Here is a 6,473-nt window from a genome sequence, read left to right on the forward strand (position 1 = left end):
GCGCAGTCCGAGCGGGGGGTGGCCGAGCAGGACCAGCGGGACCGGCTCGGACGGGGAGGCGGATGCGGGTGTCCAGCCACACCGTCTGCCCCTCGGGCGTGGCGGTGAGCCCGAACCGGTCGAAGCCGGGCTGTCCCCGGCGACGCCACCAGCGCCAGGCCGCCTCCACCTCGTCCCACAGGCCGCGGGGGCCGGACTGCACCACCTCGTAGGCGGTCCGGCCGGGCTCCCAGTCGGCGGTGGCCCAGGACGTGACGGCCGTGTCGTGGAGCCACAGCGTGTACGTGCCGTCGGCGTACCGCTCGGTCAGCGGGAACGCGCCGGGCACCTGCACGCCGATGGCGAACATGGCCGGCCACCCGCCGACGGCGTCGGGGGAGAGGGCCGTCGACGAGACCGCCCCGTCGGCCGGCCACGGCCCGGACAGGTACTCCAGGCTGCCGGGCCGAACGGTCCGCTGCCGGCGCAGCCGCATGAAGGCGGACGACCTGACGAACCGGCCGCTCGCCGTGCCGTCGTCGCCGACCGTGAGCCGGACGACGGCCTCCCCGCCGTACTCGGGCGCCCACGGGGCGACGATCACGGCGCCGGGCCGGGACTGCTCGATCCAGGCGTACGGAATCCGGTGGACCGAACAGGTGGCGATCACCCGGTCGAACGGCGGGCCGTCGGCGAAGCCCTCCGAGCCGTCGCCCACCACGAGCCGGGGCCGGTACCCGGCGCGGGCGAGCCGGTGCCGTGCGGCGGCCGCGCTGTCCTCGTCCACCTCGACCGAGACGACGTTCCCGGCCCCCGCGCGGTGGGAGAGCAGAGCGGCGTTCCACCCGGTGCCGGTGCCGATCTCCAGCACCTAGTCGCCGTCCGCCACGCCCAGGGCGGCGAGCATGGAGAACACCATGGTCGGCATGGAGCTGGACGAGGTGGGCACGGTGCCGCGGTCGAACCCGCTGTGCTCGCCGTCGTCCCACTGCGTGGTGAGCGGCGCGTCGGAGTAGACGGCGCCCAACCACCCGTCCGGATCGGCGAAGCGGTGCACGGACTCGCCTTGGCGCACCCCGTCCGCCCGGCCCGGCCAGATCAGGTCAGGGACGAACCAGTGGCGCGGAACGGCGTGGTACGACGCCAGCCAGTCGGGGGCGAGGGACCCGTTCGCGATGAGCGCGGAGGCCAGCCTGGCCCGGCCGGCCTCCGCTTCGTGCCGGTCGCTCATGCCTCAGTGCCCGGACGCCGGGCCGCTGCCGTCCGAGGTGTTCCCGCCCTCGTCGCTGCCGCCGCCACCGTGCTTGTTGCCGCTGCTGGAGTCGTCCTGCTGACCGCCGCCCTGGCCGTTGCCCTGGCCGCCACCGTGCTTGCCACCGTCGAACTCGGGCATGCGCTTCCCCTTTTGATGTCGGTCAACTCCCGTGCTGCTCACGGGTGTCAGTGAGCACGTTAGGCGTGTCCGATGCGAGGGCGGGCGCGTGATTCCCGGGTATTCGAGCCGCTGGGAGCGGAGTTCGCGGGGATTCCTCACCCGTCCCCGAGAGCCCGGCGGCACCGCGCGATGACCCGGTGGGCATCGGCGCCGTAGACGGCGGAGCCGGCCAGCGTGTCCCAGACGCGCCGGTACAGCGCCACGTTGTCCGGCTGATCCAGCCAGAGCTCGGCGTGCCAGTCCTCGACGACGACGAGCCGGTCGTCGTGGATCCAGAAGCCGTTGGCCGGCGGCAAGGTGAGCGAAGCCTCGAACGGGACGATGCCCAGGGAGACGGTGTCCAGCCCGATCACGCCGCTGAGCCGGTCGAGTTGGGCGGCCATCACGGCCGGGGGGCAGATCAGACCGCGCAGCGCGGATTCCCACATGACGATGTGGTACTTCCGGCCCGGCCGGTACAGGCTCTCCTGCCTCTGGACGCGGGCGCGTACGGCTTCCTCGACGTCGCGCGGTGACCGGTGGAGGTCGACGAAGGCGCTGAAGACGTGCCGGGCGTAGTCGGGCGTCTGGAGCATGCCGGCGACCATGGCGCCCTCCCATGCGCGCATGACCGTCGAGCGGTCGTGCTCGGCGGTCAGCGTGTCCTGCACCGGCTTGTGCCCGGCGGCCAACTGCCGCCGCCAGGAACGGGTTCCCGATTCGAAGGCGCGCAGCCTCGCCGACAGCTCGGCCGCCGCCCCGGGCTGCCCGACGCCTTCGGCCCAGGCCTTGAGGTCGTCGTGGGTGGCCGTCTGCCGGCCGGTCTCCAGCTTGCTGACCTTGGACTGCGTCCAGCCCAGCCGGTCGGCCAGTTGCCGGCCAGTGAGACCGCCCTCGGCGCGCAGCTCACGGAGCCGCAGGCCGAGGGCGGTTCTGGCGTGCTGGAAGTCGGTGCTCACATGCCGGACGGTACCCCAGTGGCGAACTCGCGGTGCGGGGTGGCGTAGTGCCAGGCGGCGTCCCGCTCCTGGCAGGCGCGGGCCACCTTCACCGGGTCGGTGATCACCTCGATCTCGGTGATGTCGTCCTCGGCGTCGAAGTGCAGCAGGGCGAGGTAGCGCGAGTCGAACAGCCAGGCGTCCTCCGCCGGGAGGCCGAGCCGCTCGGCGTCGGCACGCCAGAGGTAGCGGATGTCCTCGCCGACCAGGCCGTTCCGCTCGGAGTTGTTGAGCAGGTACCGCTGCCCGACGGTGGGCGGGTTGTCCATGATGCGCACCCGCTCGAACCGCTTGCCCAGGTCCGACTGTTCGCGGCGCGTGCGGCACCAGGGGTGGTCCAGGTCCCATGCGGGGGCCTGTCCGGCCACGAACTGCTGGTAGGTCTCGGACTCCTCGTCCGACCGGTAGCGGCGGCGGGTCTCCAGCCGGAAGGCCGTGTGCTGGCAGGTCGTGAACATCTCCTCGAACTCGTCGTAGCCGACCAGCACGCGTTCGCGGTCCACGTCGCGCGGCGCGAAGTCGGCGAGCAGGGTGCGGGGCACGGTCACGAACCCCTCGCCGGGCTTGACGGCGCGGAACTGGGCGATCTCGTCGGGATCGGTCACCAGGTCTCCCTGCACGATCACCTCCCCGGTCTCGTCGTCCTCGTAGAGCGTGGGGCATCCACTGTTGCCCGAGGTGCTCCCGATGTACCGCAGTCGTCGGCTCACAGCCGCTCCTCTCGAAGTCGATCAGGCTGACTCAGGATGCCCGGAGGATCACGTGGAGTGAGTGATGATTCTCGAATATTCTCCTGCGGTGGGCGGTTGGTGTGGTGCTCCCTCGCGCCTGCCGGGCCCGTGGCGCGGCCTGGCATCACGCGGTGCGCTACGCGGAGTTCCGGGCTCAGGTAGTTTCCGTCATGTGAGTACCGACTTTCAGCAGGCACGGGTTGCTCTCGGTGCCCGGATGCGTGAACTCCGCACCGAGAGCGGCTTGTCCGGCCGCGCCCTGGCCGCGCTGTTGGGTTGGCCGCAGTCCAAGGTCAGCACGTTGGAGAACGGAAGGCAGTCGCCCGGCACGGCGGATCTGGTCGCGTGGGCGGAGGCCGTCGGCAGGCCTGACGCCGCTGCCGAACTCGTGGGCCGACTACGGACGCTGGAGACGCAGTACCGGTCGTGGAGGCGCCAGCTCGCGGGTGGCGCGCGACCGGTGCAGGAGGCGCATGCCGCGCAGGGAAGGAAGACCGGGCATCGTCAGTCGTTCGATCCGACGCTCATTCCCGGCCTGCTGCAGACGGCTGAGTACGCTCGGGCGGTCCTCGCCCGGTACACCAGGGTTCATCCCTCGATCCGTGATGTCGAGGCGGCGGTGGCGGCTCGGATGGAGCGCCAGAGGGTGCTCGCCGATCGCTCGCGTTCGTTCCACTTCCTGGTGTGGGAAGGGGCGCTCCTGTCCCGTCTCTGCTCGCCGGCCGTGATGGCCGCCCAGATGAGGGCTTTGATGCCGTGGCTGGCGGGTGGGAACGTCCGGTTGGGAATCGTTCCTTTTGAGGCCGATCTGCAAGTGCCTGCGGGAGTCGGGTTCTCGATCCATGACGGCACGTTGGTGATCACCGAGTCCTGGCACGCGGAGATGTGGCTGGACGATCCGGCGGACGTCGCGCTCCACACCCGGGCATGGGACGCGCTGGCGGAGAGCGCCGTGTACGGTCCGGCGGCACACCGGGTGATCGTCAGGTCCTGGCGGGTGCCGCGTGATGATCACTGAGGAAGCAGGGTCCCTCTGTCGGCGGGGCCTTGCGGAGCGCAAGGGCCCGCCGGGCGGCGAACAACGGTCCCCGGCGCCGGGGACGACGGCGTCGGAGCGGTTCGGTGGGGTGTCTGCGCAGGAAGTCGGGCGGGCCGACTTCCTGCGCACAGGGTTCAGACGTGGTGGTCGAACTCGCCGGCCTTGAGGGCGTAGAGGAGGGCGGCGAAGGTGGTGGGGGTGGCGCGGAGGATGAGGTGGCCCTCGTCAGACTCGCGGAGTTCGACCGTGCCGTCAACCGTGCGGACTTCCAGGCACTCGTTGGTCGCGCCGCTGTAGCTGGACTTCTGCCAGCTGGACGCTCGCATTGCTGTCTTCCGTTTCCTTCCTGGCGGATCGGATGGGGTCTTCTGTTGCGCCCCTCGCTTTGGGGAGGGCGAGGGGCGTGGAGTGGAGCCGTCAGGCGTGGTGGTCGAACTCGCTGGCTTTGAGGGCGTGGAGGAGGGTGGCGAAGGTGGTGGGGGTAGTGCGGAGGATGAGGTGGCCCTCGTCGGACTCGCGGAGTTCGACCGCGCCGCTCGTCGTACGGACCTCGACGCACTCGTTGCTTGAGGCGCTGTAGCTGGACTTCTGCCAGTTGGACTCAGGCATTTGTTGTCTTCCATTTCCTTCCTGGCAGGTCGGTGAGGTCTCTGTTGCGCCCCTCGCCCTGGGGAGGGCGAGGGGCGCGGAGTGGAACCGTCAGGCGTGGTGGTCGAACTCGCCGGCCTTGATGCCGTGGAGGAGAGAGGTGAGGGCGGTGGGGGTGGTGTGGAGGACGAGGTGGCCCTCGTCGGACTCGCGGATTTCGACCGCGCCGCTCAATGTGCGGACCTCGACGCACGCGTTGTTCGCGCCGGAGTAGCTGGACTTCTGCCACACGGGGCTATCCATGCTTGCTCTCTATCTCCTTTTTGATCTGCCGGATGAAGTCTCGGGACTCCTCCTCCGAGAGTGCGACGGACGCCATCCGGGCGAGCATCTCGCGGTAGCTTGCGAGTGGTGCAGGAGAGTCGAGAATCAGGCTGTTGTGGGTGGTGTCGATCTGAACCGAATCCAGCTCGGGTACAGCGCCTTCCGCGTAGATGAGGTTCTCGCTCGGGCCGGGCAGGGACTCGATGTCGAACGGTACTGCGCGGATCGAGACTGCCGAGGTCTCGGAGTGCTTGATGAGGGCTTCGAGCTGCTCAGTGAGGACTTTCGGGCCACTGAACTGCATACGGAGAGCAGCTTCGTGGATGAATGCGGCGTAAGGCGGCCCGCCTGCGCGGATGACCTGTTGCCGCTTCATCCGGAAGTCCATCCGGACGTCGACTTCATGGTGGGGCAACGGTGGGATAGCTCTGGCAAAGACCGAGGCGGCGTAGGCATCAGTTTGTAGCAGCCCAGGTACGAACGTGATCGTGTAGGTAATGAGCCTCGCAGCGGAGTCCTCAAGCTCTGCGAGATCGAGCAGATGTGAGGATACCGACCCGCGGTACTCCTCCCACCATCCCTTCGTGCGCTCGGTGGTCACCTCGGTCAGTGCGTCGATCAGCTGCTGGTTGCCGCACATGCATGCAGCGGCGATGGTTCGCAGCCGCTCGACACTGACCCCGCCCTTCCCGCTCTCCATCTGTGTGATCTGCGCGGGCTGGATGCCGAGCTTGCGCGCCAGCTGGCTGCCGCCGAGGCCAGCCTGCTCCCGCATCCTCCGTAGCTCGGTCCCGATCCGCCGTTGGCGAAGGGTTGGGTTCGGTCGTAGCGCCATGATGACCAGTCTGCCGCAGGTCGGGGCGGTGGAGTTGCCACGTTCGGGGGAACCTCCCAGCTCTCGGCTCAAAATTGAGACCGTCTGCGTTATGGTCGGTGTCACATCGGTCCGACGGATCGTCAGTAACGCCTGCTAGCAAGCACCGCAGAGCAGCCATGTCCTTCTCCACGGCCTGGCTCACGGCGACACATGTTCCGCCGGTTCCCCCTCACTCACGCCTCGGGAGAACTCCCATGCGTCACATCAACACCCCCACCATCGCCGTCGCGCGGCAGACCCTCCGCAACACCATGTCCCGCGTCGGCTGGTCCGCCTCGCCGATCTTCGACGCGCAGCTCGCGCTCTGCGAGCTGCTCGTCAACGCCTGGCGGCACACCGAGACCCCCGCGCCGCTGGTCGAGATCATCTCCGAGGGGGACGTCCTCCGGGTCTCCGTCACGGACGAGAGCCCGGTGCTGCCCTCCGCCCCGCCGCTGTCCCTGCTCGCCGAGTCCGGCCGGGGCCTCCAGCTCGTCGCCGCCCTCACCCACGGCTGGGGCGTCGACCCCCACGAGCGCGCCAA

11 protein-coding genes are annotated in these 6,473 nt (G+C 69.6%); 2 read left to right on the forward strand and 9 right to left on the reverse strand.

What is annotated here, in order from left to right:
* The 5 genes from ACWDCZ_RS37980 to ACWDCZ_RS38000 all read right to left on the reverse strand — a co-directional run.
* The coding region (locus ACWDCZ_RS37980) for a methyltransferase domain-containing protein (RefSeq protein ID WP_449818314.1) at positions 1-850 on the reverse strand (850 nt) is incomplete at its 3' end.
* Entirely contained in the window at positions 851-1,210 is a 360-nt protein-coding gene (locus tag ACWDCZ_RS37985) for a hypothetical protein (protein ID WP_449818315.1), read from the reverse strand.
* A 3-nt stretch (positions 1,211-1,213) separates the two neighbouring features.
* Positions 1,214-1,372 (reverse strand): hypothetical protein, encoded by a 159-nt coding sequence (locus ACWDCZ_RS37990; RefSeq protein WP_181970350.1) that lies wholly within the window; start codon positions 1,370-1,372, stop codon positions 1,214-1,216.
* A 137-nt stretch (positions 1,373-1,509) separates the two neighbouring features.
* Positions 1,510-2,352, reverse strand: a complete 843-nt coding sequence (locus ACWDCZ_RS37995) for a helix-turn-helix domain-containing protein (protein WP_449818316.1) — start codon at positions 2,350-2,352, stop codon at positions 1,510-1,512.
* Complete coding sequence (locus ACWDCZ_RS38000; protein WP_449818317.1) at positions 2,349-3,101, reverse strand: DUF6879 family protein; 753 nt, start codon at positions 3,099-3,101, stop codon at positions 2,349-2,351. Before ACWDCZ_RS38000 ends, ACWDCZ_RS37995 begins: the two co-directional genes overlap by 4 nt.
* A gap of 193 nt (positions 3,102-3,294) precedes the next feature.
* On the opposite strand from ACWDCZ_RS38000, the gene ACWDCZ_RS38005 reads away from it, so the two are divergent.
* Positions 3,295-4,140: a helix-turn-helix domain-containing protein gene (locus ACWDCZ_RS38005; RefSeq protein WP_449818318.1), complete on the forward strand. Its 846-nt coding sequence runs from the start codon at positions 3,295-3,297 to the stop codon at positions 4,138-4,140.
* A 155-nt stretch (positions 4,141-4,295) separates the two neighbouring features.
* On the opposite strand, the gene ACWDCZ_RS38010 is transcribed toward ACWDCZ_RS38005, so the two are convergent.
* The 4 genes from ACWDCZ_RS38010 to ACWDCZ_RS38025 form a co-directional block, all read right to left on the reverse strand.
* On the reverse strand, positions 4,296-4,487 hold the full coding sequence (locus ACWDCZ_RS38010) for a DUF397 domain-containing protein (protein ID WP_449818319.1): 192 nt from the start codon (positions 4,485-4,487) through the stop codon (positions 4,296-4,298).
* Between the two features lie 91 nt (positions 4,488-4,578).
* The gene (locus ACWDCZ_RS38015) at positions 4,579-4,770 is read right to left on the reverse strand and encodes a DUF397 domain-containing protein (RefSeq protein ID WP_449818320.1); all 192 of its coding nucleotides are present in this window, start codon (positions 4,768-4,770) and stop codon (positions 4,579-4,581) included.
* 90 nt (positions 4,771-4,860) lie between these two features.
* Positions 4,861-5,052, reverse strand: coding sequence for a DUF397 domain-containing protein (locus ACWDCZ_RS38020; protein WP_449818321.1), 192 nt, complete (start codon positions 5,050-5,052; stop codon positions 4,861-4,863).
* Positions 5,045-5,908 (reverse strand): helix-turn-helix domain-containing protein, encoded by an 864-nt coding sequence (locus ACWDCZ_RS38025; protein ID WP_380782317.1) that lies wholly within the window; start codon positions 5,906-5,908, stop codon positions 5,045-5,047. Before ACWDCZ_RS38025 ends, ACWDCZ_RS38020 begins: the two co-directional genes overlap by 8 nt.
* A gap of 236 nt (positions 5,909-6,144) precedes the next feature.
* On the opposite strand from ACWDCZ_RS38025, the gene ACWDCZ_RS38030 reads away from it, so the two are divergent.
* On the forward strand, positions 6,145-6,473 hold a 329-nt coding region (locus ACWDCZ_RS38030), incomplete at its 3' end, for an ATP-binding protein (RefSeq protein ID WP_449818322.1).

This window comes from Kitasatospora sp. NPDC001225 (assembly GCF_053597855.1).